Consider the following 23,859-nt stretch of genomic DNA (forward strand, 5'->3'; position numbering starts at 1 on the left):
CGCGGGGCGCGCAGGCGCCTGGCAGCTCCTTGGTACCTTATCGCACGTCAACGACAGGTGCCCGCGCGATGGCGGCGGGACCACCGCAGCGCATACAGCATGCCGTTTCCCGGGGTGATGGCCGGCAGCGTAGTGGCCTAGAATTCCCATTCCCCCGGATGGTGGTGTGCCATGTCTTCACCTGAACCCGCAGCGGCTGCTCCCCGGAGCGGCCTTGTCGTACTTGCCTTGTTGCTGGTTTACGTGGTCTGGGGGTCCACCTATCTCGGCATCCGGCTGGCGCTGGAGGGCGGCGCGCTGCCGTTGACGACCGTGTCCGGCGCGCGCTTCATCATCGCCGGCTCGCTGATGTACGCGGTGCTGCGCTGGCGCGGCATGCCGGCACCGACCCGGCGGCAGTGGCGCAACCTGGGCATCATGGGCCTGACCATGCTGGTGCTGGGCAACGGCATGGTGGTGCTGGCCGAGCGCACGGTGTCCTCGGGCCTGGCCGCCACCGCGGTGGCATCGGTGCCGCTGTGGATGGCGCTGTTCGCGGCGATGCGTGGCCAGCATGCCAGCCGCGGGGAGTGGCTGGGCATCGCGATCGGCTTCCTCGGCGTGGTCTGGCTCAACGCCGGCAGCAGCCTGACCGCCTCGCCGCAGGGGCTGATCCTGCTGCTGGTCGCCCCCATCGGCTGGGCATTCGGCTCGATCTGGGCGCGCGGGCTGGACCTGCCCAGCCCGTTCATGACCGCAGCCGGGCAGATGCTCTGCGGCGGCGTGATGCTGGTGGCGCTGGGCCTGGCAACGGGTGAGCGCCCCACCACCTGGCCCTCCGTCAATGGGCTGGCCGCCGTGGCCTACCTGTGCGTGTTCGGCTCGATCGTGGCGTTCACCGCGTATGTGTGGCTGCTGCACAACGTGCGCCCGGCACTGGTGGCCAGCTATGCCTACGTCAACCCGGTGATCGCGGTGATCCTGGGCGTGATCATCGGCAACGAGCAGTTCGGTGGGCATGACCTGCTGGCGATGGCGGTGATCCTGGCCGGCGTGGTGGTGCTGACCCTGGCCCGGACGCGCGCGAAATGAGCCTGTCGCCGCAGCACAGCCTGCAGGAACAACGCCGCGGGCTGGCGATCACCGCGTTCACCTTCACCCTGTGGGGGCTGGTGCCGGTCTACTGGCACCTGCTCAAGGCGGTACCGTCGCAGCAGATCATCGCCCACCGCATCATCTGGAGCACGGTGCTGGTCGTGGCCTGGCTGCTGTTGAGCGTGGGGACCGGGTGGTGGAAGGCCATCGCCGCGCAGAAGCGGGCATTGCCGACGCTGGCGCTGAGCAGCCTGGCGATCGCGTTCAACTGGGGCCTGTACATCTGGGCGATCAACGCCGGCCACGTGATCGAAACCAGTCTGGGCTACTTCATCAACCCGCTGGTCAGCGTGCTGCTCGGGGTGGTGGTGCTCAAGGAGCGCCTGCACCGGTTGCAGTGGCTGGCGGTGGGCTGCGCCGGGCTGGGCGTGGCCTGGCTGACCATCGATGCGGGCACGCCGCCGTGGATCGCGCTGGGGCTGGCCTGTTCGTTCGGGCTGTACGGCCTGCTGCGCAAGCTGATTTCGGTCGACCCGGTGGCCGGGCTGGGCGTGGAAAGCCTGTATCTGTTCCTGCCGGCCATCGGCTTCGCGCTGTGGAGCGAGAACGGGCATGGCGGTGGCTTCTTCGGTGGCTGGGGCTGGCAGAACGATGCGCTGCTGATCCTTGGCGGCGCGGTCACGGCCCTGCCGCTGATCGGCTTCGCCTACGGGGTCAAGCGCATTCCGTTGTCGCTGGTCGGCATCCTGCAGTACATCGCGCCGAGCCTGGGCCTGCTGCTGGGCGTGTTCTTCTTCCGCGAACCGTTCGACACCGCCAAGGCCATCGGCTTCGCCGCGATCTGGACCGGGCTGGCGCTGTTCATCGGCGACAGCGTGTGGCGGTCGCGCAAGGCAGCCTGACCCACGTTGCCGCGCCGCGCCCCCGTAGAGCCGGGTTCTACCCGGCTGCGGTTGGCGCAATGCCGGCCCCGATCATTGCCGCGCCGTGCGCGGCCAGCCGACCAACGGTCGGCTCTACCCGGCTGCGGTTGGCGCATTGCCGGCTCCGATCATTGCCGCGCTGCGCGCGGCCAGCCGACCAACGGTCGGCTCTACCCGGGAATTCGCCGCGCGCCCGTAGAGCCGGGTTCTACCCGGCTGCCGTTGGCGCATGGCCGGCCCCGATCATTGCCGCGCTGCGCGCGGCCAGCCGACCAACGGTCGGCTCTACCCGGGAATTCGCCGCGCCCCCGTAGAGCCGGGTTCTACCCGGCTGCCGTTGGCGTAATGCCGGCCCCGATCATTGCCGCGCTGCGCGCGGCCAGCCGACCAACGGTCGGCTCTACCCGGGAATTCGCCGTGCGCCCGTAGAGCCGGGTTCTACCCGGCTGCCGTTGGCGCAATGCCGGCTCCGATCATTGCCGCGCTGCGCGCGGCCAGCCGACCAACGGTCGGCTCTACCCGGGAATTCGCCGCGCCCCCGTAGAGCCGGGTTCTACCCGGCTGCCGTTGGCGCAATGCCGGCCCCGATCATTGCCGCGCCGCGCCCCCGTAGAGCCGGGTTCTACCCGGCTGCCGTTGGCGCAATGCCGGCCCCGATCATTGCCGCGCCGCGCCCCCGTAGAGCCGGGTTCTACCCGGCTGCCGTTGGCGCAATGCCGGCTCCGATCATTGCCGCGCTGCGCGCGGCCAGCCGACCAACGGTCGGCTCTACCCGGCTGCCGTCGGCCCCGATCATTGTCGCGCGCAGCGCAAAAAAAAGACGGCGCCCGAGGGCGCCGCCTTACTTCCATCAACGGCTTGGAGAGAGTAAGCCGTGGATCAGAAATGCTGGATCAGAAACGCTGCTGGTACTTCATGTACATGAAACGACCGATGTCGAAGCCACCGTAGTAGGTGAAGCTGCTGTTCGGCTGGCTGTACATGATCGGACCCTGATGGTTGAACACGTTGTTCACGCCCATCGACACGGTGCCGTTCCACGGCAGCACGTAACGCACCTGCAGGTCGTGGAAGGTGTTGGAGCCCACCTTGTTGCTCGGCTGCGCGTCGGTGTACACCGAGTTGAAGTCGGGCAGGTTGCATTCCGGGCCGCCGGTCAGGTCGTACGAGCACTTCTCCTTCATGCTGGAGTAGTAGCGCGCGGTCCAGCCGATGCCCAGGTTGCCGTAGGTCCAGTCCACGTTGAGGTTGGAACGCACGCGGAAGTTGCCGCCCCAACCGGTGAACTGCTCGATCGGCGTGGTGTCGATGTTGTCGCTCTTGCGCTCCAGGTAATCCACGTAGGTGGTATTCCAGGAGATCGCGAACTTGCCGATCGCCAGTTCCGGCAGGCGGTAGCGCACGCTGAGGTCATAGCCGGCGGTTTCCTGGAAACCGGCGTTGTTCAGGGTGCGGTCCAGTGCGGTGACCTGGCCGATGTTCCTGCCGGAGGTCGAACGGGTGAAGCGGCCGCAGGCCGACTGGTTGCCCTGGATGTAGCACTGGTTGAGGATGTCCGTTGCCGACTCACCCACGATCACGTTGTTGATGCGGATCTTCCACCAGTCCAGGCTCAGGTCCAGGCCCGACACGAACTCGGGGCTGTACACCACGCCCACGGTCCAGGTCTTGGCGGTTTCCGGCTTCAGCTCCGGGTTGGAACCCGAGTTGAAATCGGTGGTCGCCTGCTGGCCCGGCACCATCGCATTGCTGCCATCGGCGCTCTGCTGGCGGAAGTTTGCCGGCACATTGACCGCGCAGCGCGCAGCAACGTCGGGGCTCTTGGCGGCCGCACCGAACAGGGTGTCGCACGGATCGGTGAACGAATCGCGCGTGGTCACGGTACCGCCGTAGAGGTCATCCACGGTCGGCGCACGGAACCCGGTGCCGTAGGTGGCGCGCACCAGCAGGCTGTCGATCGGCTTCCACTTCAGGCCGAACTTGCTGTTGGTGGTGGCACCAAAGTTGTTGTAGTCCGAATAGCGACCGGCCAGGTCCAGCGACAGTTCGCGGGCGAAGGCCATGTCGGCCAGCAGCGGCACCTGGAACTCCAGGTACACCTCGTTGAGCGAGTAGTCGCCGCGGGTCGGCTTGCCGCTGGTACCGGCGATCTGGCCGTTCTGCACCATCAGGTCCGGGGTGTAGCTGGCTTCTTCGCTGCGGTGCTCGAAGCCCATCGCACCCATGATGTCACCGGCCGGCAGCGAGAACAGCGAACCGGAGATGTTCGCGCTGGCCACCTTGGTGGTGCTCTGGATCTTGTCCACGTAACGGGTGAACAGGAAATCCTGCACGTCCTGGCGGCTCAGCGAACCGGCGCTGTTGGAGCCCATCGGCGCCAGCGGGTTCCACGGGGTGCAGCCGGCGATGACGTTGCCCACGGTGCCGCAGTGCGCCACGCCCTGGCTGTCGATGAACGACGGGCCGACGGCGAGGTTCACGTTCGGCTGGTACATGCTGCCCGTGCCGATGCGCTCGCCTTCATTGCGGTTGTACATGTAGCTGACGTTCCAGTCCCAGTAACGCGAACCGGTTTCGAAGCTGCCTTCCAGACCCAGGGTGGCACGCTTGGTGGTCAGGTTGTTCTCGGTACCGCGCGGCATTTCCTCGGTGCGGTGCGCGAACAGCACGTCCTGGCCCCAATGGTTGAACGCGCTGTCCTTGGACAGGGCGGCACGGGTGCCGTTGCGGGCCTGTGCGGCCGAGACCGAGTACGGGTAGCCGGCCAGCTGCTTGGTCGACTCGCGTTCGCTGTACAGCGCGTCGCCGACGATGCGCAGGTTGTCGGTGATGGAGAAACCACCGTTGGCGAACACCGACTTGCGCTGCAGGCCGGTGAGCAGGCTCATGTTGCTCTTGGCGTTGCTGTCGTTGGCCTTGTCGACCGGCTTGAAGTTGCCCGGCTGCGACGGATCGCCGCCCGGACCGACACTGATGTTGGTGCCGCCGACGGTGGCGTAGCCCCACTCGGTGATGCCACTCAGGCCGTCGGTCGGGTGCGCCGGGCCGTTCGGGTAGGCGGTGAACTCGCGCGCGCTGCCCAGCACCGGATCTTCGTCGGTGTACTCGCCGCCCACGGTGAACCAGCCGCGATCAAAGGTCTTGCCGAAGGTCGCGCTGTAGGAGGTCTTCTGACCGTCGCCCTGGCCGTACTGGCCGACGTAGGCGTTGACTTCAGCGCCGTCGAAGTTCTTGCGGGTGATGATGTTGACCACACCGGCGATGGCGTCCGAGCCGTACAGCGCCGAGGCGCCGTCGGTCAGCACTTCCACGCGGTCCACGATCGAGGACGGGATCGAGGCCAGGTCGGAGTAACCGCCGGCGCTCACGCCCATGCGGCGGCCGTCGATCAGCACCAGGCTGCGTTCGGGGCCCAGGTTGCGCAGGCTGACGTACATGCCGCCGAAGTCGCGCGACGAGGTCAGCGAGGAGGCACGGCTCATGCTCGGCGAACCGGCGGCGGTGACGTCCTGCAGGATGTCGGCGACGTTGACGTAGCCCTTCTTCTCGATCTCGGCGCGGTTCAGTGCCACCACCGGCTGTGCGGTTTCAACGCTGGCCTGGCGGATGCGCGAACCGGTGATTTCAATGCGGTCGAGGTTGGTGGTGCCGTCCGCGGCACTCTGTGCGAAGGCGGGGGCACTGCAGCTGGCGACAAGCGCGATGGCGATCGCGTTGCGCAGCGGATTGGTCTTCAAATACATCCGTGCGTTCTCTTTCTCAAAAAAATCGTGCGCCCTGGAGGGCGGCGTGGGGACAACACCACGACGTGGGGGGCGGGATTCTAATGACTTTTCAAAATTTTTACTTTCATCTGAAAGCATGAAAACGGCCTTAAATGAACACGCGCTGACAAATGCGCGCATTCAGAAGAAACCTTTTTCATCTATGCGCATCGCGTGCGCGAACGCGCGTCGCGACGATACGTGGACGCATCCATAGCGGCGACGGCGTGCGCATCTTGAACGCCTGCGACATCGCGCCGCACCCTGAAAAACACGCGGTATCGTGCGACACGGCGCGCAACTAAACGCGCCGTGAACGCTCCCGGAAAAAAAGAACCGCACGCTTGCGCATGCGGTTCGATCATTGCTATTTCGTGCGCGCGCCTGCGCACGCGCGTTCGTTGCAGTGCCGTCAGCCGTCGCGCAGCGCAGTGGTGATCGGCAGCCGTGCCGCACGCAGCGCCGGGAACAGGCCGCCGACCAGGCCGATGCCCAGCGCCCACTTCAAGCCGCTCCACAACAGCTCCGGCGAGACCTTGAACTGGAACACGACCTGGCTGAAGTTGCTGCCGATGGTGGACACGCTGTAGCCATTGAACAGCGCCCAGGCCACCGCGCAGCCAAGCAGTCCGCCGAGCAGTGCCAGCAGCATGGTCTCCAGCATCACCGCGGTGACCACCGGCAGCCCACGGAAGCCGATCGCGCGCATCGTGGCGATCTCGCGTGCGCGGGTGGCGACAGCGGCATACATGGTGTTGAGCGCGCCGAACACCGCGCCGATCGCCATGATCGCCCCGATCACCGTGCCCAGTACGCTGATCAGGGTGTTGAGGCCACCGCCCTGTTTGGCGTAGTAGTCACGGGTGGTTTCCACATCGAGCTTGAGCCGCGGGTCGCCGGCCACGGCTGCCTTGAACTGCTCGAAACCGGCCTTGCCGTCGGTACGCACGCTGATCGACTGCCAGGCGCTGCGCTGGTAGGTGGCGGCCAGCGTCTCCGCGTCGGTCCACAGTTCGGACTCGTGCGCATCGCCGGAGGCGAACACCCCCACCACCGTCCAGGCCTGGTTGCCCAGGGTCAGCGTCCTGCCCACCTCCAGGCCCTGGAACTGCGCCTGCGCGCCTTTGCCGACCACGATCTCGCGCAGGCCGGTGTTGAAGCGCCGGCCTTCCACGATCTTCATCTTGTCGTGCACCGCCCACGCCATTTCGCCCACCCCGCGGAACTGCGCGTTGACGTCGGTGCCGTCGCCCTTGGAGGCCACGTTGACCACCTGCGACAGCTCCGGCGAGATCAGTGCGCGGCCCTGCGCATCCCTGGCCACGCCCGGCAATGTGGACAACAGCGGTACCTGGTCGCGGGTGATGACCGAATTGGTCTCCGCCTGCGAGCCGCCGCGCAGCACGATGGCCGTGCTGTCATCGCCGGTGCTGGCGAGCGTGGCCTGGAAGCCTTCGCCCATCGCCAGCATCGCCACCAGCACGCCGACCACGCCGGCAATGCCGACCACGATCACCGACGAGGCGCCCCACCGCTGCGGCAGGCTGGCGATGCCGATGCGGGTGGCCGCCAGCGCCAGCCGTCCGCTGCGCGTGGCAACCAGCCACACCGCAATGGCCAGGGCGATGACGAGTACGCCGAACCACGGCAGCGCGACCCAGACGGCCAGGCCGATCGCCAGCAGCAGGATCGACAGTGCGTTTCCCATCCAATGCTTCTTCATGTCGTTCTCCTGGGCTCAACGCCCGGCCAATGCGTCGACGATCTTCAGCCGCTTGGCGCGGAGCGCCGGCAGCAGGCCCACCACCACGCCGATGACCAGGATCAGGCCGATGCCCACGACCCAGGTCTGCAGCGGCACCTGCGGTGGCAGCAGGCCCATCGTCATCGGCGCGAGGATCGGCAGCACCAGTGCGGCCAGCCCCATCCCGATCGCGCCGCCCAGGCCGATCAGCAGGACCGCCTCGACCATCACCAGCACCAGCACGGTTGCGTCCTGGAAGCCCAGCGTCTTGAGCGTGGCCAGTTCGGGAATGCGTTCACGCACCGCCTGCGCCATCGTGTTGCCGGTCAGCAGCAGCAGGGTGAAGAACACCGCGCCCATGATCGAGGTGACGATCATGCCGATGTCGGCGAACTGCTTGACGAAGGCCTGCTGGAACGCCGATTCGGTCTGCGACTTGGTTTCGTGGTCGGAGTTGGCCGAGATCGCATCGATGGCCTGCGCCACCCGCGAGGCATGGTCCGGGTTGTCCAGTGTCACCGTGTACCAGCTCACCTGGTTCTTGATGTAGTCGTTGGATTCGTCGAAATACTTCCAGTTCATCATCAGCTGGCGTTCTTCGTTGGCCGCCAGCGCGCGGTCCTTGGAGCGGTAGATGCCGACCAGCTGCAGTGGCCAGTCGTTGCTGCCGCCGCGCGGGAAAATGGTGGCCTGCAGCGGAATGGTGTCGCCGATCTTCCAGCCGAACTCCTTGGCCAGGGTCTCCCCGACCACCGCGCCGGTGCGGGTGTCCTGGAAGGCCTTGAGCTGGGCGGGCGGCAACTGCAGTTCGCGGTAGACGTCGAAGTAGTTGGGCGCCACCGAGAAATTGGCGAAGAAGTTCTTCGGGTCGCGGTAGATGCCGCCGAACCACATGGCCGAGGTCACGTCGCGCACGCCCTCGACCTGGCGGATCTGCGGGTCCAGCCGGATCGGCAGGGATTGGGTGATCGACAGGCGCGAGGTGACCACCAGGCGGTTGACGCCTTCGACGCTGCCGCCGGAGGTGAAGGCCACGCGCACCGAATCGAGCATGCCGAACAGCAGGAAGGCGGCCACCACCGACAACAACGTCAGCAGGGTGCGGGTCTTGCTGCGGAACAGCTGCGCCCACACCAGCGAGAGGTATTTCATCGCGGCATCCTCCGTCAGTGGGCCGCTGGCGCGTCGGCCAGTTCGCCCTTGTCCAGGTGCACGGTGTGGGTGGCGTACTCGGCCGCTTTGGGATCGTGGGTGACCATGATGATGGTCTTGCCATGCTCGCGGTTGAGCTGCTGCAGCAGGTGCAGGATCTCCTCGGCCGACTGGCGGTCCAGATCGCCGGTGGGTTCGTCGCAGATCAGGAAGGTGGGGTCGGAGACGATCGCGCGGGCGATCGCCACACGCTGCTGCTGGCCGCCGGAGAGTTCGTTGGGCCGGTGGCTGCGGCGATCGGCCAGGCCGACCAGGGTCAGCGCGATTTCGGCATTGCGCTTGCGCTGGGCTGCGCCGAGGTGGGTCAGCAGCAGCGGCAGTTCCACGTTCTTCTGCGCGGTCAGCATCGGCATCAGGTTGTAGAACTGGAACACGAAGCCGACATGGTGGCTGCGCCAGGTCGACAGCTGGCCGCCGCTCATCTGGTCGATGCGCTCGCCCTCGATCTCGATCTCGCCGCCGCTGGGCGTATCCAGCCCGCCGATCAGGTTCAGCAGCGTGGTCTTGCCCGAACCGGACGGGCCCATCAGGGCGACGAAATCGCCGCGCTGGATGTCCAGGTGGATGCCGTGCAGCACCTGCACCTTCTCGGGGCCGCGCTGGTAGGTCTTGGTGATGTTGCGGAGCGAAACCAGGGTGGACATGGGTGGTTCTCCGGGATCGGTGGAAAGAAGGCAGGCGCGCGCCGTGGCGACACGCGGGAATCGCACATCGCGCCGCCACCGGAACCGGGGCCGCGTACACGCATCGGCGGGCGGGCAGCAGGCGGTGGCGCCTGCTGCGGGCCTCAGGCCGTCATTGCTTTTCCGTGACCCTGCTGCCGTCGCGCAGCGCCGCCGGCGGGTCGGTGACCACCACCTCGCCGGCACGCAGGCCGGCGGTGACCTGACGGTCATTGTTCAACGTCGTACCGGGGGTGACCGTGCGCTGCTGCACGCGCTGGTCGTCGCCGACCACGAAGGCCACGGTCTGCTGGCCGCGCTCGACCAGCGCCGAGGCCGGCGCACGTACGCCCTTGGGTGCGGCGGCCTGGGGCTTGGCCGCTTCCAGGAAGCTCACGCGCACGCCCATCTCCGGCACGATGCGCGGGTCTTTGGTCTTCAGCGCCACGCGTACCTTGACGGTGGCCTTGCCGCGATCGGCGGTGGGAATGATTGCGATCACCTCGCCGGGGATCTTCCAGTCCGGGTAGGCATTGAGCGTGGCTTCAACCGGCATCTTCGGCTGCACGCGGCCGATGAAGGCTTCGCCGACCTCGACCTCGATCTCCAGCGAATCCATGTCCACGATGGTGCCGATGCCGGTCCGGGTGAACCCGCCACCGGCCGACAGCGGCGACACGATCTCGCCCGGCTGCGCCGATTTGGCGGTGACCACGCCGGAGAACGGGGCACGCACGATGTTGTTGTCCACGCCGAGGTCGGCGATGGCCAGCGCATCACTGGCCACGCTGGTGTTGCGCTGGGCGGTGCGCAGCTGTGCGCGCAGGCTCTCGCGCTGGGCGATGGCCAGGTCGTACTGCGACCGCGACACCAGCTGCTGGCCGACCAGCGACTGCAGGCGTCCGGCCTCGGCATCGGCCTGGGCGACCTGGGCCTGCAGCCCGGCCAGCTGGCTGCGTGCGGCCTCCAGCTGCGAGGCCGAGAGGCTGCGCTGGGCGTTGGCATCGATCGGGTCCAGGGTGGCCATGACCTGGCCTTCTTCCACGCGCATGCCTTCTTCGATCATCACCTCGCGGACCTTGCCGGTGATCTTGGCCGACACGGTGGCCATGCGCCGGGCGACCACGTAGCCGCTGGCGTCGAGCACGGTGCTGCTGCTGCCGCCCTGGCCCATCGCCACCACCGGCGCGGTGGTGACCTCGATCGGGCGCTCGCGGCCGGCGACGAACCAGCCGATCGCGCCAAGCAGCACCACGGCCACCAGCGCCAGCACGATCCAGCGACCGCGCCCGGAGGACGGCGGCGGCGGGGTCTTGCGGTCGATACGGAGTTCCTTGAGCAGTTCAGCAGATGCGTTCATCGTGAGCCTGGACGGGGAATCGGGCCGAGTGTGACCGCAACGGCGGCCCTCGGGCAATCCGGCAGGGCGCCGGGTGGTGCACAGCATGCGCGCACTGCCGGTGCCGCGTCAGTGACAGCTGTCACCCACGTGCGCTGACGACGGCCACTGTCGGGGGCCAAGGCGACGGGCGAGGCTGTCGTCATTCCCTCCCGGAGCGCGTTCCATGTCCGATCCCGTTGCGTCTCCCCTGGCCCGGCTGCACCAGGCGCAGGTTCACTATGGTGCCGTGGCCGCGCTGCAGGGCGTCGGGTTTGCATTGCACCGCGGCGAGATTCTCGCGCTGCTCGGTCGCAACGGTGCCGGCAAGAGCACCGCGATCTCGGTGCTGCTGGGCCTGCGCCGCCTGGATGCCGGCGTTGCCGAGCTGCTCGGTGGTGATCCGCAGGACCGCGCCAGCCGCGCGGGCATCGGCGTGATGCTGCAGACCACGGCGCTGCCGCCGGTGCTGCAGGTGGCGGAACTGATCGACCTGGCGCGTGTCTGCTACGTCGATCCCCGTCCGCTGGAGGAGTGCCTGGCGCTGGCCGGTCTCACCGATCTGGCCACACGCCGTTACGGCCGGCTTTCCGGCGGGCAGCAACGCCGGGTGCAGTTCGCCATTGCCATCTGCGGGCGACCGCGCCTGCTGTTCCTTGACGAGCCCACCACCGGCCTGGACATCCAGGCCCGCCAGGCGCTGTGGCAGGCGATCCGGCAGCTGGCCAGCGAGGGCTGCGGGGTGCTGCTGACCACCCACTACCTGGAAGAAGCCGAGGCGCTGGCACAGCGCGTGGTGGTGATCGAGCAGGGCCGGGTGCTGGCCGATGGCCCGCTGGCGCAGTTCCGCCAGCAGCTTGCGCCGCGCCGGATCCGCTGCCGCAGCACGCTCGACGTGGCGGCATTGCGGCACTGGCCGGGCGTACGCGGGGTGCAGCGCGATGGCCTGCGGCTGCAGCTGCTGGCCGAGCCGGCCGAGCCGGTGGTCGCGCGGCTGCTTGCCGAGGACCCGCAGCTGCAGGAACTGGAAGTGCATGGCGGCGGCCTGGCCGACGCCTTCGTCGAACTGACCCGGGAGGCCGCATGAACACCGACGTCCACGCCACACCCGCCACCCCCCGCCTCGCGCCGGCGTGGCCGATCTACCGGGCCGAAATCCTGTGCGAGCTGCGCCGTGCCTGGCGCTACCCGGGCTTCGTCCTGCCGTCGCTGCTGTTCCCGGTGCTGTTCTATTCGTTGTTCGGCGTGCTGCTCGGCCGCGGCCAGGCACCGGTGTATCTGCTGGCCACCTACTGCGTGTTCGGTGCGATGGCGCCGGCGCTGTTCGGCTTCGGTGTGCAGCTGGCGCTGGACCGCGAGGGTGGCCTGCTCACGCTCAAGCGTGCGCTGCCGATGCCGCCGATGGCGCCGCTGCTGGCGCGGCTGTTGATGACGGTGCTGTTTGCGGTCGTGGTGGCCGCCCTGTTGATTGCCGTGGCGACCGCTGCCGGTGTGGTGGTTACGCCAGCGGCGGCGCTGCATCTGTTGGCAGTGGCCGGGTTCGCGGCGTTGCCACTGGGGGCGATTGGGCTGCTGATCGGCAGCCATGTCGGTGCCGGCGCGGCGCCGGCGGTGGTCAATCTGGTCTATCTGCCGCTGGCCCTGCTGTCCGGGCTGTGGTTGCCGCTGTCGATGCTGCCGTCCCTGTTCACCACCCTGGCGCCGCTGTGGCCGACCTGGCACCTGGCCCAGCTGGCGCTGCCGGCGGTTGGCCAGCCGGCGCAGGGGAGTGGCTGGGTGCACATCGCGGTGCTGCTGGGCGTTACCGCCGTGGCCCTGACGCTGGCACGGCGCCGCCTGCGTCGTACCGGGTGAAATGGCATGATCGCGCCTGACCCACCCCGTCTGGAGCCGCCCGTGACATCGCGCTGGATTGCTACGCTGCTGCGGCCTGCGCCGGACTCGTCGGTGGCCGACAACGTGCGCCGTGGCAAGCCGGCGTGGGCCGATGCGGTGCACCTGCTGTGGACCGGCTGGGTGTTCTTTACCCCGATCTTCGGCAGCGGCTATTCCTGGCGGTGGTTATGGCTGACGCTGCTGACCTATCCGGTGTTTCTGGCGTTGTACGGCCGGTTGCTGCTCGCGCCGCGCCACCACGGGCCGCGCTATGCGCTGGCGATGGTGGCGATGGGGCTGGCGCTGCTGCCGTGGTATCCGTCCGGCATCAGTTACTTCATCTTTGGCTGCGTGATGCTGCGGACCTGCCGCGAGGGTGGCCTGTGGCGTTATCTGCTGCAGCTGCTGGTGCTCAATGCGGTGTTCGTGGGTATCGCGCTGTGGGTGGGGTATCAATGGCAGCTGGTGGTGTGGATTCCGTCGATGGCCTTGATCATCGGCATCATCATCAACGTCGAGAGCCTCAACAAGGAACGCGATGCGGCGCTGCAGCTGTCGCAGGAAGAGGTGCGGCGGCTGGCCGCCACCGCAGAGCGCGAGCGCATTGGCCGCGACCTGCACGACCTGCTCGGCCACACCCTGTCGCTGATCACGTTGAAGCTGGAACTGTCGCGCAAGCTGTTCGACCGCGACCCGGAGGCATCGCGTCGGGAGGTCACCGAAGCCGAGGCGATCGCCCGCCAGGCGCTGGCTGAAGTGCGCAGCGCCGTTACCGGCATCCGCGCCAGCGACCTGGCCGCCGAGCTGGCGTCGGCGCGGCTGCTGCTGGAGTGCCAGCACGTGCACCTGCACTACGCGCCGCCGCCGCCGATGCCGGTGGACATCGAGCGCGCGCTGTCGCTGGTGCTGCGCGAGGCGGCCACCAACATCGCCCGGCATGCGCAGGCGCATCAGGCGTGGGTGCAGTTCGAGCAGGAGGGACGCACCCTGCTGATGCAGATCCGCGACGATGGACGCGGCGGCGCACAGACCGACGGCAACGGCCTCAGCGGCATGCGCGAACGCGTGGCGGCGCTGCGCGGCACGCTGCTGCTGCAGTCGGTGCTTGGCGAAGGGACCTGTGTGTCGGTGCGGATCGCGTTGCCGGCGGCCACCACGGCCGTTGCCGCACTGCCGGCCAGCGCTACCGGCCCGACGCCGCTGCCGGCTGGGGGTGCGCGATGATCCGCATCGTCCTGGCCGAAGACCAGGCGATGGTGCGCGGCGCGTTGTCGGCGCTGCTTGGCCTGGAAGCCGATATCGAGGTGCTGGGCAGCGCGGCCGACGGCGAGGAAGCGTGGCGGATGCTGCAGCAGTTCACCCCGGACGTTCTGGTCACCGACATCGAGATGCCGGGCCTGTCCGGGTTGGAGCTGGCCCAGCGCATCGCCCGCCACGCGCTGCCGATCAAGGTGGTGATCGTCACCACGTTCGCGCGCTCGGGCTTCCTGCGCCGCGCGCTGGACGCCGGTGTGTGCGGCTACCTGCTCAAGGATGCGCCGGCCGAGCGCCTGGCCGACGCGCTGCGCCAGGTACAGCGCGGCGGGCGCGCGATCGACCCGCAACTGGCCCTGGATGCATGGTCGCAGGCCGACCCGCTCAACGACCGCGAACGCCAGGTGCTGCGCCTGTCCGGCGACGGCCGCTCGGCCAGCGAGATCGCCACCCAGCTGGGACTCTCGCATGGCACCGTGCGCAACTACCTGTCCGAGTGCATCGGCAAGCTGGGCGTGGCCAACCGCATCGAAGCCTACCGGCTGGCGCGGCAGAAAGGCTGGCTGTAGGCGCTGCGGAGCGCACCCCGGTCGGTGGGTGCCGGCCAGCGGCCGGCACTACCGCCCTTTCGACATCGCCTGGAACACGCCGTCGCGGCGCACCCACAGGTGGAACAACGCAGCCGACAGGTGCGCCACCACCGTGGCGAACAACACGTACGCGAGCAGGCTGTGCGCGTTGCGCAGCGCGGCGTAGAGCGCGGGGTCGTGCGGCACGATCGCGGGCAGGTGAACGCCGGACCACATCACGATCGGGTAGCCACCGGCCGACAGCATCGCCCAGCCGATCAGCGGCATGGCCAGCATCAGCGCATACAGCACCCAATGCGAGGCGTGGGCCGCTGCCACCTGCCACGCCGGCAGGTCTGCCGGCAGCGGTGGTGGACGGTGGCGCAGGCGGTTGACCAGGCGCACCAGCGCCAGCAGCAGGATCGCGATGCCGAGCGGCCGGTGCAGATCGATCAGTGCCGGCCGCCACTGCAGCGATGCCACCATCGTCACGCCGACGAACAGCATGGTCAGGATCATCGCCGCCATCAGCCAGTGCAGGACGCGGGCGGTGAGGTTGAAGTGTCCGTTGGCGCGCTTCATTGCCCACGCTCCCTGCCGGTGGCGGCGGCACCCTTGCCGTTGGCGATCTCGCGCTCGCGGCGGTTGAAGGACTGCGAATACACCGCCGACCGCGCGGCCAGGATCGGGTCATCCGACCCGGCGATGCCGCTGGGCAGGATCAACGGGTCGTAGTTGAGGTCGCGGCACGCGCCCTCGGCCTGCGGCTGCATCGCCACCAGGCTGAGCGTCCCCACCTTGACCTGCCGGCGCTGCGCCGGCCACACCTGCGAGGGATCGTTGATCGGGTCGCCGTCCTCGGCGATCGTCACCCACATGTCCCAGCGTACCGGGCCCTGCGCCAGCCGCTGCCCGAACTCGTCGGCCAGGTAATCCAGGCCGGCCTGCGCGCGCTGTTCGGCGGTCATTTCCACGAACGGGGCCTGCGGTCGCATGCTCCAGCGCACGTAGCGGTGGCTGCCGTCGGCGGCGGTGAAGCGGAAGCTGTTGACGCCGTTGTAGTCGGTGTTGGCCCAGCTGTTGGACCACGGTGCGGTCTTGGCCCACTGCTGGAACGCGCGGGCCGACGGGTACGCTTCCAGCACCGCGGCCATCTTCGCCGGGTCTGGTTTGCCGGTGGCCGGATCGGGAATGCCGGCGCGGGTCTGTTCGAGGAAGGCGGCGGCGGTAGGCACGGCGAAGAACGGGAAGCTGTTCATCGCGGTGCGCCACTCCTGTCCATCGTCGCTGACCAGTTGCAGCGCCATGCTGCGCACGCGTGCGTTGGCGTCGGCGCCATGCGGGTCGCCGCCCCCGATCGACAGACGGCCCAGCACCGGCACCCGGGCCTGGCGGAACACGCGGGCTGAACTCAGCGCCGCGCCGTCCGGCGTGCCCTGGAAACTGCCGCTGACGCACACGCCCTTGGTATGCGCACGGCGGAAACCCGGATGGGGCGGACCGGTGGCTTCGATGGTGTCGGTGAAGACCTGCGCGGTGGCGCGATCGCGCCCGATCCAGCCGGCCAGCCAGGCAAAGGCCAGCACCAGCAGGCCGGCGATCAGCGCGATCAGCGCGAGCCACAGCAGCGGCGAAGGCGGGCGGGGGGCGCCCGGCTCCTGGCCGGCGCGGGTATAGCCGAATAGCGACATGTCCGGGTTCCTGCCTTCACGATGCGTGTGGGTGGGCGACCCCTGCATGGTGTCAGAACCGCAGCGCGGCCGATATTCACATTTTCGACAAGAATCCGCCGGCCCGCGACGCCCAACGAAAGGCAACACCGTAGAGCCGGGTTTTACCCGGCTGGTGTGAGCCCCCGCGATGCCCAACGAAAGGCAGCCGGGTAAAACCCGGCTCTACGCGGCTTGTGTCAGCCCCCGCCACACCCAACGAAAGGCAGCCGGGTAAAACCCGGCTCTACGCGGCTGATGTCAGCCCCCGCCACACCCGACGCAAGGCAGTACCGTAGAGCCGGGTTTTACCCGGCTGGTGTCAGCCCCCGCAATGCTCAACGAAAGGCAGCCGGGTAGAACCCGGCTCTACGTGGGTTACGCGTAGCGCGCCTTGAGCATGGCCCATGCCGAGCGCAGCGCCAGCGCTTCGCCACCGGCCGGACGGCCCGGGCGTTCGCCGTCGTTCCAGGCGTACACATCCAGGTGCGCCCACGTCTGCCCGTCGGCGATGAAGCGCTCCAGATACAGCGCCGCAGTGACCGAGCCGGCCATGCGCGAGCCGGCGTTGGCCAGGTCGGCGATGTTGCTGTGCAGGTAGCGCAGGTACGGGCGCCACAACGGCATGCGCCAGACCGGGTCGCGGGTGGTTTCACCGGCCTGCAGCCACTGCTGGGCGAGCGTGTCGTCGTTGCTGAACAGCGCCGGCAGGTCCGGGCCCAGCGCGATGCGCGCCGCGCCGGTGAGGGTGGCGAAATCGAGCACGATCTCCGGCTGCTGTTCGCTGGCGTAGGTCAGCGCATCGGCCAGGATCACCCGCCCTTCGGCGTCGGTGTTGTCGATCTCGATGCTCAGTCCCTTGCGGGTGGCGATCACTTCGCCGGGGCGGAACGCGTCCGGGCCGATCGCGTTTTCCACCGCCGGGATCAGCAGGGTCAGCTGCACCGGCAACGCCTGGGCCATGATCAGCCCGGCCAGGCCCAGCGCATGCGCGGCGCCGCCCATGTCCTTCTTCATGTTGCGCATGCCGTCGGCCGGCTTGATGTCCAGCCCGCCGGTGTCGAAGCACACGCCCTTGCCGACCAGCGCCACGTGCGGCCGGTCCGCGTTGCCCCAGCGCAGCACGATCAGGCGCGGCGCGCGGTGCGAGGCGCGGCCGACGGCGTGGATGGACGGGAAATTCTGCTCGAGCAGCGCATCGCCGGTGATCACCTCGATCTGCGCACCGTGGGCAGTGGCCAGTTCGCGCGCGGCGTCTTCCAGCTGCTGGGGGCCCATGTCCTCGGTGGGGGTGTTGACCCAGTCGCGCACGCGCAGGCTGGCGGCGATCACGTCGCGCACTTCCGCCGAGGGTGTGGCGGCCAGCTGTGCCGGCGCCCGGTTCGGCGTGCGGTAACGCGCGAAGCGGTAGCTGCCCAGGCCCCAGCCAAGGTGCAGCAGCGTTTCGATCTCTGCCGGCAGGGTGTCGGCTACCTGCCACACGCTGCCTTCGGGCAGGGCGAACGGAGCGTGCGCGTAGGCGTAGGCATCGCCCGCGTCGCCCACGCCAACGATCGCGCCGGCCAGACCGTGTTCGCCGGGCAGCAGCACCACGCTGCCGCCGCTGCCGTTGAAGTGCTGCGCGTCGATCCAGGCGACCTGCGCCGGGGACTGCTGCCCACGCCAAGCAGCGAACTGCTCGCGGTTCATCACATGCAGGGGCAGGGCCTGGGCGGTATCGGTGGTGAAACCGTTGATCGGGGTCATGCGGAAGGGGGCTCCGTTCGCGGCGGGGTCAGGCGTGCTGGACGGATGCGTTGGCATCCAGCCAGTCGGCCAGCCCGGTCAGGGTGTCGAACTGCAGGTCGGGCTGCAGCGAAGGGTGGTTCCAGGTGTGCTCGACGCGGTTGATCCAGCAGCCGCGCAGGCCGGCCTGCATCGCGCCGACCACGTCCATGTCCACATGGTCGCCCACGTGCAGCACATGGGCCGGCGCCACGCCGAGGCGTTCGCAGGCGGCGTGGAAGATGCTGGCCGCCGGCTTGGCCGCGCCATGTTCGCGCGAACCGAGCTGGAAGCTGAAATGGTGGGCCAGGCCGATCCGCTGCAGGTCGGCATTGCCGTTGCTGAGCGCCGCCACCGGCACCCTGGCGGCAATCCGCGCCAGCGCGTCCAGCGCATCCGGGTAGAACTCCACCTGGTTGCGCGCGGCGTAGAACGCCTCGTACGCCGGCTCCAGCAGGGCCAGGTCGGCACCGCTGTTCTCCAGCGCTTCGCGCAGGGTCAACCGGCGCAGCGCGCTCAGGTCGTGGTGCAGTTGCGGGTTGTCATGGAAGGAACGCTCGCGCAGCTCCCGCATGGCCGCCACGGGGTACATCGCGGCGGTGGCGGGGCTGTGTTCACGCATCCAGTCGAACAGGACCTGGTCGATGCGGGCGCCGATCGGAGCGAACGGCCACAGCGTATCGTCGAGGTCGAGGGTGATGGCAAGGACAGGAAATTTCACCCCGCCATTCTACCCCTGCCCGCGCGGGCTTTCATGGCGCGCGCAGGCAGGCCCGGGTGACGGCCGTTCAGCGCAGGTCGTAGGAGCAGCTGATGGATGCCTGGCCATCGTCCGGCCGTACGCTGAGGTCATGGCGACCCACTTCAAGGGTGTAGTCGCCAGCAGCGTTGCGCGGGATCTTCGCCACTGCCGCCATCTGCTCGACACTGGCGGTGCTGAAGTACGCGGTGTAGCTGTCGATGCCGTCCTCGCCGTTGGCGCCGTCGTACAGGTGCAGGCGGTTCACCGGCTGGCCGAGCACGACCAGCGGTGTGGTCAACGCGTACTCACCATCGGACTGTGCGCTGTAGGCCATCAGCTCGGTCGGCTTGAGCACCTTGGCCAGGGCGGCGAACTGGGCCGGGGTCAGGTGGCGCTTGCAGGTGACGGCCTCGACCAGCTGGCGGCCGGCCACCTCGGCGCTGGGCGCTGGGGCGGCCAGCGCCGGGGCGGCGAGGGTGACAAGGCAGGCGAGGGTGAGGCAACGGCGTGCGGGGGAAGACATCAGGGCCGGGTTCCATCCGAAAAAGGGCCGGCATTCTGGCACGACACGCTTACTCCAGCAGCCGCGCCCAGCCCTGCATGCCGTCCAGGCGGGCCAGCACCAGCTTGATGCAGACCAGCAGCGGCACCGCCAGCAGCAGCCCGACCATGCCCCACAGCCAGCCGAACACCATCAGCGCCAGGATCAGGATCAGCGGCGAGATCGCCATGCGCCGGCCCAGCACGATCGGCGTGACCACCTGGCCTTCGACGGTGTGCAGGGCCAGGTAGCCGGCGGCCGGCAGCAGGGCGTGGAACGGATCACTGAACTCCACAAAGCCCATCAACAGCATCAGTGCCACGCCGATGAGCGGGCCCACGTACGGGGCGAAGTTCAGCAGCGCCGCCACCGTGCCCCACAGCAGGGCCTCCTGCAGGCTGATCCCGAGCAGCAGCAGCACGCCGGAGAACACCAGTCCCACCAGCGTGTTGATCACGGTGATGGTCAGTACATAGCGCGACACCTCGCGCTCGATCGACCGCAGGATGTCGGTGGTGAACCGCTGCTGCTGGCGGTTGGGGAACAGTGCGATGGCATGCTTCTGCAGGCTCTGCCCGTAGATCATGAAGAACAGCGTCAGCAGCACCACGGCCAGTACCGAGGCGGCCAGGCGCGGTGCCCGGGTAAGCACTCTGTAGGGATCGTCCAGCTGGGTGCGCACCACCTGCACCCGGCGGTTGCCTTCGCCGCCGGCCACACGCGCGAAGTTCTCCGCCGCCTGGTTGGCCTGCTGCACCGGCTTGGTCAGGTCCTGCACCTGGCGGGCCACCTTGCGCAGCTGCTGGGGGGCTTCCTGCGCCCATTCCATCGCCGGGCCCACCAGCTGCACGCCCAGCGCGGCCGCACCGCTCAGGCCCACCCCCAGCACCAGCACCGCGCCGAGGAAGCGTGGAATCCAGATCTTCTGCAGCAGGCGCAGGATCGGGTTGCCGACGAGCGCGAAGAACATCGCCAGCAGCACCGGCAGGATCACCTCCTGCGCTGCCCACAAGGTGAAAGCGACCGCCAGCGTGGCCAGGACCACCAGCGACATCGGTGCGCGCGGCCGGGGCGGTGGTGGTGCGGCAGCCGCATCGGGCGAAGAGGGGGCAGGGACGCTCATGCAGGTCGCAGGCAGGAAAGGAGCGTCATTATTGGGCAGTGCGGGTGCGCGCGGCGTGTTGTGCCCGTGCAGACCAGGCGAGGCCCCGCCGCGCGGTGCGGCAGGGCATGCCCGGGCTCAGCGCTCGGACAGATCCGTGGCGGCTTCTGCCGGCTGCGGCTGCTGGAACGGCGCGGCCGCAGGACGCGGTTGCGCCGGTGGCGGCGTTGCCTGTGGCGCTGCGGCGGCAGGTGAGGCCACCTCGTCCGCTGCCTCGTCGACCTTGTCCGCTGCCTGCTCGGCGGTATCGGCCGCTTCGCTGGCCTGCATCGAGGCGAATGCCGCCTGCGCACTGGCCATCAGGTTGGAGACAGAGCCGATCATCTGCAGCCAGCGGGCACCGTGGAACCTGGCCGTGCCCGGCTCCAGCTTGCCGGCGAGGAAACCCCCGGCCAGGCCAACGGTGATGATGCGCAACGGCGTCCACCCGGCACGCCAGACCTGGCTCAGGGTGAACCAGTTGCACTGGGTTTCATCGACCCGGATCGACACCACCTGTTCGGCGCGCTTGACGCGGCGGCGCAGGGCTTCGAAATTCATGGGGTGCCCTCCGCCTTGCCCACATGGGCATCGGGATCGTCGTCGGTGGGTTCGTCGTACAGCCCCAGCCGCGACAACTGGCGACGGGTGGCATGCATGCCGGTGTGGCGGAAGAAGAACGACACCCGCCAGATCGCATAGCCGGTAACGGCCAGGCTGAGGATGGAGGTGATCAGCAGCGACTGGAACCAGGACAGGCCCCAGTGCTGCATCAGCGCAATCAGCGTGCCGGCCAGCAGCAGCCACGCCGATGCACCGAACACGATCGCCACCCCGCTCCACGCCAAGGCCCGCCCGAACGCACTGCGCGCCAGGGCGAAATCGACCGACGCCAGGCGTCGCAGCGAGCGCAGCGTGTGCTTGGCCGAGTCGACGGTGGCGCGCCCGGCCTGACCGACCTGGCGGATGCTCTCATCCAGCGGGGGCGCGGTAGTGCCGCTGTCCGGTGGCGGGGAATCCGCACCACCGTTGGCGGCCGTGTGGGCTTGATCGCTCACGCCGACGCTTACTTGTCGCCGCCGCTGCGGGCCAGCTTGGCGATGATCCAGCCGGCCGCGAAGGCCACGCCGAAGGACGCCAGCGGACGTTCACGGATCAGTTCGGCAGCGCTGTCGACCAGGTCCTTGCCCTTGTCCATCAGCGCATCGACCTGTTCCTTGGCAGCGGCACCGCCGAATTCGGCGGCGGCCAGGCCCGACAGCGCCGTGTCGGACAGCTCGGCCTTGACGTTGGCCTTGCCGATGCGGAGTTCGTCGGTGGCAGCACCGGTGGCGCCCTTGATCGCGCCGCCTGCGGCACTGGCCGCCGACTTCAGGTGCGAACCGGCTTCACCCAGGTGTTCCTTCAGGTTCTCGGTATTGGTGGGGCTCATCGTGTATCTCCTGTATGCGATGGGGGATGGTGACCGCGGACGAACCGGACGGCGAGGAACACAAGGTAATAGCACCGCGCGGGTGTAAGGGGCGTTACGGCATCCTGAGCCGTTCAGCGCATCACCAGCTCGCCGCGCACGTTGCCGCGCACGATGCGCAGCACCAGCTGCTGCGGCCGGTTCTGGAAATTGGCGCGCCAGCTGGCCAGGTCGGCGAATTCGCCCACGGTGGCCTCGGTGATCACATCGCCCTGCTGCAGCCCGGCGGCAGCGGCGCGGCTGCCGCGCTTGACCTCGCTGACCAGCACACCGCTGACGCCGGCCTGGCGCAGCGTTTCGGGCAGGTCAACGAAGGTGGCACCGCCCAGGCGCGGGTCCAGGGTGTCGCCCGCGACCGCGCGCGCCTGTTCCTTCAGCGCCACCTTGAGCTGCAGCGGCTTGCCGTCGCGGCGCAGATCCAGAGTAAGGGTGCTGCCCACCGGCTGCAGCCCTTCCACGTTGTGCAGCGCCTGCGCGCTGTCCACGCGCTGGCCGTTGGCGGCCACCACCACATCGCCCGGCTTGAGGCCGGCGGCAGCCGCGCCGGACCCGGCCAGCACGCGGGTCACCAGCGCGCCGCGGACTTCGGTCAGCCCCAGCCCCTGGGCGATCTGCGGGGTCAGGTTCTGCGCTTCGATGCCGAGCGTGCCGCGCACCACCACGCCGTGCTTGACCAGCTGGTCCACCACGTCGCGCGCCAGGTTGGAGGGAATGGCCAGGCCCAGCCCGATGTTGCCGGCCATGCTGCCCTGCGGGTTGAAGCTGGCGGTGTTGATGCCCACCAGCTGGCCCTGCAGGTTGACCAGCGCGCCGCCCGAGTTGCCCGGGTTGATCGACGCGTCGGTCTGGATGAAGTTCTGGTAGCCCAGCCCGCGGATGCCGCTGCGGCCCACCGCCGAGACGATGCCGGAGGTGACGGTCTGGCTGAAGCCGAACGGGTTGCCGATGGCCACCACGAAGTCGCCCACGCGCAGCTGGTCGCTGTTGCCCAGCGGCAGGGCGGTGAGCTTGTCGGCCGGAATGCGGATCAGTGCCACGTCGGTATCACGGTCCGAACCGATGAACTCGGCCTTGACCGTGCGCCCGTCGGCGAGGGTGACCTGCACGTCGTCGGCGTTGTCGATGACGTGGTGGTTGGTCAGTACCAGGCCCTCGGCGGCATCGATGATCACGCCCGAACCGAGCGATTCGTTGATGCGCTCCTGTGGCACTTCCGGGAACAGGCGGCGGAAGAACGGATCGTTGAAGTACGGGTTGCGTACCCGCACCACCTGCTTGGTGTTGACGCTCACCACCGCCGGCATCGCCCGCTCCAGCATCGGCGCCAGCGACGGCACCGGCTGGCCGGCCACTGCCGCAGGCAGGGCAGCGGTGGCCGGAATGGCCAGCGAGGCGGGCGACGCGGCAGCGCGGTTGTCCAGCTGCGCGGTGATGGCGGTGGCGACGAATCCACCGAATGCGGCGGCGAGGGCAAGGGTCAGCAGGGTCGGGATCGGTCGCATGGTCCGGCGGTTCCGTAACGAGGGTGCAGGGCGGGAAAGCAGCTATACGGTAGTGCAAGCTGAATGAGTGTGTCCGTTCGCGGCTAAACGCGCCATGAAAAAACGCGCGCCGGACGACCGTTGACACGCCCTGGTGCAGGGGTAAGCTGCCTGCAACCCAGCCGCGCGCGGGCGCGGCACTGGAAGGCCATGACCCCGACCGTGTCGATCCGATCCGTTTCGTCGCAGCCCGTCTCCCCCTTCGCGATGCCACACGCGAACGCCGTGTCGTCGCCGTCGCATCCGCTGCCGGTCGATCGCGATCGGCATGCGTCCACCGCATCCTCCCGACGCCCCGCAGCGGGTTGCCGACACGCCCATCGCGGTCGGTCTGGTCTTCGCAATCGGCGCAGTTGTGCAGGCAAGGGGCAACGAACCGATCGTGTGCGACGCAGAAATGCACGCCGCCTCCACCCCGTTCGACATACGAAGGAATGACCGTTGCCGCAGCGGTCGACACAAGCACGGAAGCTGTTTTCAAGCAGTTTGCTGTCC

21 protein-coding genes are annotated in these 23,859 nt (G+C 68.6%); 6 read left to right on the forward strand and 15 right to left on the reverse strand.

What is annotated here, in order from left to right:
- Positions 1-171: 171 nt before the first annotated feature.
- The gene (gene yedA / locus ACLB90_RS11175) at positions 172-1,071 is read left to right on the forward strand and encodes a drug/metabolite exporter YedA (protein ID WP_411849568.1); all 900 of its coding nucleotides are present in this window, start codon (positions 172-174) and stop codon (positions 1,069-1,071) included.
- Positions 1,068-1,976: an EamA family transporter RarD gene (gene rarD / locus ACLB90_RS11180; RefSeq protein ID WP_411849569.1), complete on the forward strand. Its 909-nt coding sequence runs from the start codon at positions 1,068-1,070 to the stop codon at positions 1,974-1,976. Before yedA ends, rarD begins: the two co-directional genes overlap by 4 nt.
- Positions 1,977-2,890: 914 nt before the next feature.
- On the opposite strand, the gene ACLB90_RS11185 is transcribed toward rarD, so the two are convergent.
- The 5 genes from ACLB90_RS11185 to ACLB90_RS11205 form a co-directional block, all read right to left on the reverse strand.
- Positions 2,891-5,740: a TonB-dependent receptor plug domain-containing protein gene (locus ACLB90_RS11185; RefSeq protein WP_411849570.1), complete on the reverse strand. Its 2,850-nt coding sequence runs from the start codon at positions 5,738-5,740 to the stop codon at positions 2,891-2,893.
- Positions 5,741-6,173: 433 nt separating this feature from the next.
- On the reverse strand, positions 6,174-7,484 hold the full coding sequence (locus ACLB90_RS11190) for an ABC transporter permease (RefSeq protein WP_411849571.1): 1,311 nt from the start codon (positions 7,482-7,484) through the stop codon (positions 6,174-6,176).
- A 15-nt stretch (positions 7,485-7,499) separates the two neighbouring features.
- Positions 7,500-8,657, reverse strand: a complete 1,158-nt coding sequence (locus ACLB90_RS11195) for an ABC transporter permease (protein ID WP_411849572.1) — start codon at positions 8,655-8,657, stop codon at positions 7,500-7,502.
- 14 nt (positions 8,658-8,671) lie between these two features.
- Positions 8,672-9,361 carry an ABC transporter ATP-binding protein gene (locus ACLB90_RS11200; protein ID WP_411849573.1) on the reverse strand — a complete coding sequence of 230 codons (690 nt, stop codon included), beginning with the start codon at positions 9,359-9,361 and terminating at the stop codon, positions 8,672-8,674.
- Positions 9,362-9,512: 151 nt separating this feature from the next.
- Positions 9,513-10,739: an efflux RND transporter periplasmic adaptor subunit gene (locus ACLB90_RS11205; protein ID WP_411849574.1), complete on the reverse strand. Its 1,227-nt coding sequence runs from the start codon at positions 10,737-10,739 to the stop codon at positions 9,513-9,515.
- 205 nt (positions 10,740-10,944) lie between these two features.
- Here ACLB90_RS11205 and ACLB90_RS11210 point away from each other — a divergent pair, with 205 nt between their 5' ends.
- Genes ACLB90_RS11210 through ACLB90_RS11225 form a run of 4 tightly spaced genes read left to right on the forward strand, consistent with a single transcriptional unit; the run spans position 10,945 to position 14,455 of the window.
- Complete coding sequence (locus ACLB90_RS11210; protein ID WP_411849575.1) at positions 10,945-11,844, forward strand: ABC transporter ATP-binding protein; 900 nt, start codon at positions 10,945-10,947, stop codon at positions 11,842-11,844.
- Positions 11,841-12,611 carry an ABC transporter permease gene (locus tag ACLB90_RS11215; protein WP_411849576.1) on the forward strand — a complete coding sequence of 257 codons (771 nt, stop codon included), beginning with the start codon at positions 11,841-11,843 and terminating at the stop codon, positions 12,609-12,611. The genes ACLB90_RS11210 and ACLB90_RS11215 overlap by 4 nt, the downstream gene beginning before the upstream one ends.
- A gap of 6 nt (positions 12,612-12,617) precedes the next feature.
- Positions 12,618-13,856, forward strand: a complete 1,239-nt coding sequence (locus tag ACLB90_RS11220; protein WP_411849577.1) for a sensor histidine kinase — start codon at positions 12,618-12,620, stop codon at positions 13,854-13,856.
- Positions 13,853-14,455 carry a response regulator gene (locus tag ACLB90_RS11225; protein WP_411849578.1) on the forward strand — a complete coding sequence of 201 codons (603 nt, stop codon included), beginning with the start codon at positions 13,853-13,855 and terminating at the stop codon, positions 14,453-14,455. The genes ACLB90_RS11220 and ACLB90_RS11225 overlap by 4 nt, the downstream gene beginning before the upstream one ends.
- A gap of 48 nt (positions 14,456-14,503) precedes the next feature.
- Here ACLB90_RS11225 and ACLB90_RS11230 read toward each other — a convergent pair whose 3' ends face one another.
- The 10 genes from ACLB90_RS11230 to ACLB90_RS11275 all read right to left on the reverse strand — a co-directional run bounded on the left by ACLB90_RS11230 (position 14,504) and on the right by ACLB90_RS11275 (position 23,325).
- The gene (locus ACLB90_RS11230) at positions 14,504-15,037 is read right to left on the reverse strand and encodes a cytochrome b (protein WP_411849579.1); all 534 of its coding nucleotides are present in this window, start codon (positions 15,035-15,037) and stop codon (positions 14,504-14,506) included.
- The gene (locus ACLB90_RS11235) at positions 15,034-16,146 is read right to left on the reverse strand and encodes a catalase family peroxidase (protein ID WP_411849580.1); all 1,113 of its coding nucleotides are present in this window, start codon (positions 16,144-16,146) and stop codon (positions 15,034-15,036) included. Before ACLB90_RS11235 ends, ACLB90_RS11230 begins: the two co-directional genes overlap by 4 nt.
- A 396-nt stretch (positions 16,147-16,542) precedes the next feature.
- Entirely contained in the window at positions 16,543-17,910 is a 1,368-nt protein-coding gene (locus ACLB90_RS11240) for a leucyl aminopeptidase family protein (RefSeq protein WP_411849581.1), read from the reverse strand.
- 28 nt (positions 17,911-17,938) lie between these two features.
- Complete coding sequence (locus ACLB90_RS11245) at positions 17,939-18,649, reverse strand: HAD family hydrolase (protein WP_411849582.1); 711 nt, start codon at positions 18,647-18,649, stop codon at positions 17,939-17,941.
- Between the two features lie 67 nt (positions 18,650-18,716).
- Entirely contained in the window at positions 18,717-19,193 is a 477-nt protein-coding gene (locus ACLB90_RS11250) for a hypothetical protein (RefSeq protein WP_411849583.1), read from the reverse strand.
- 49 nt (positions 19,194-19,242) lie between these two features.
- Entirely contained in the window at positions 19,243-20,334 is a 1,092-nt protein-coding gene (locus ACLB90_RS11255) for an AI-2E family transporter (RefSeq protein ID WP_411849584.1), read from the reverse strand.
- Positions 20,335-20,451: 117 nt separating this feature from the next.
- Entirely contained in the window at positions 20,452-20,913 is a 462-nt protein-coding gene (locus tag ACLB90_RS11260; protein ID WP_411849585.1) for a protein sip-5, read from the reverse strand.
- Complete coding sequence (locus ACLB90_RS11265; RefSeq protein WP_411849586.1) at positions 20,910-21,410, reverse strand: phage holin family protein; 501 nt, start codon at positions 21,408-21,410, stop codon at positions 20,910-20,912. The genes ACLB90_RS11260 and ACLB90_RS11265 overlap by 4 nt, the downstream gene beginning before the upstream one ends.
- An 8-nt stretch (positions 21,411-21,418) precedes the next feature.
- Entirely contained in the window at positions 21,419-21,784 is a 366-nt protein-coding gene (locus ACLB90_RS11270; RefSeq protein WP_228884548.1) for a hypothetical protein, read from the reverse strand.
- A 113-nt stretch (positions 21,785-21,897) separates the two neighbouring features.
- Complete coding sequence (locus ACLB90_RS11275) at positions 21,898-23,325, reverse strand: Do family serine endopeptidase (protein WP_411849587.1); 1,428 nt, start codon at positions 23,323-23,325, stop codon at positions 21,898-21,900.
- Positions 23,326-23,859 lie beyond the last annotated feature (534 nt).

The organism is Stenotrophomonas sp. LGBM10 (assembly GCF_046736075.1).
GTDB lineage: Bacteria > Pseudomonadota > Gammaproteobacteria > Xanthomonadales > Xanthomonadaceae > Stenotrophomonas.